The sequence below is a fragment of the Halorubrum sp. ARQ200 genome, assembly GCF_005435115.1.
GTDB lineage: Archaea > Halobacteriota > Halobacteria > Halobacteriales > Haloferacaceae > Halorubrum > Halorubrum tropicale.
This window is the reverse complement of sequence record NZ_SGTZ01000056.1, coordinates 1-465: the sequence shown is the minus strand read 5'-3', so window position 1 is coordinate 465 and position 465 is coordinate 1. Positions and strand designations below refer to the sequence as shown.

Here is a 465-nt window from a genome sequence, read left to right as displayed (position 1 = left end):
ACGCTGGATACGGCGGCCCCAGGCGAAGGTGGCGATAGCAGCAACAGCATCGCGTTCGACGATGCCGATGGCCTGATCAACGACAACGAACAAGACGACGTCGAGTTCACCGGCACGGTGGAAGACGGTGCGTCGATCGACAGCATCGTGATCACCGACAGCGCAAATAACAGCGTCACCGTGGCGGAAGGCGACATCAGCGTGGATGGTGATGGCAACGTGACCGTCACAGGCCAAGACGTGAGCGGCCTGGCCGATGGCGAGCTGACCGTGACCATGACGGTGACCGATGAAGCCGGAAACCAGGGCAGCGTGGATGACACCGCGACGCTGGATACGGCGGCCCCAGGCGAAGGTGGCGATAGCAGCAACAGCATCGCGTTCGACGATGCCGATGGCCTGATCAACGACAACGAACAAGACGACGTCGAGTTCACCGGCACGGTGGAAGACCGTGCGTCGATC

At 61.9% G+C, this 465-nt stretch carries 1 protein-coding gene; it reads left to right on the top strand.

Annotated elements, in window-relative coordinates:
• A partial coding sequence (locus EXE50_RS17260) for an Ig-like domain-containing protein (RefSeq protein ID WP_158293678.1) occupies nucleotides 1-465 on the top strand: 465 nt, incomplete at both ends.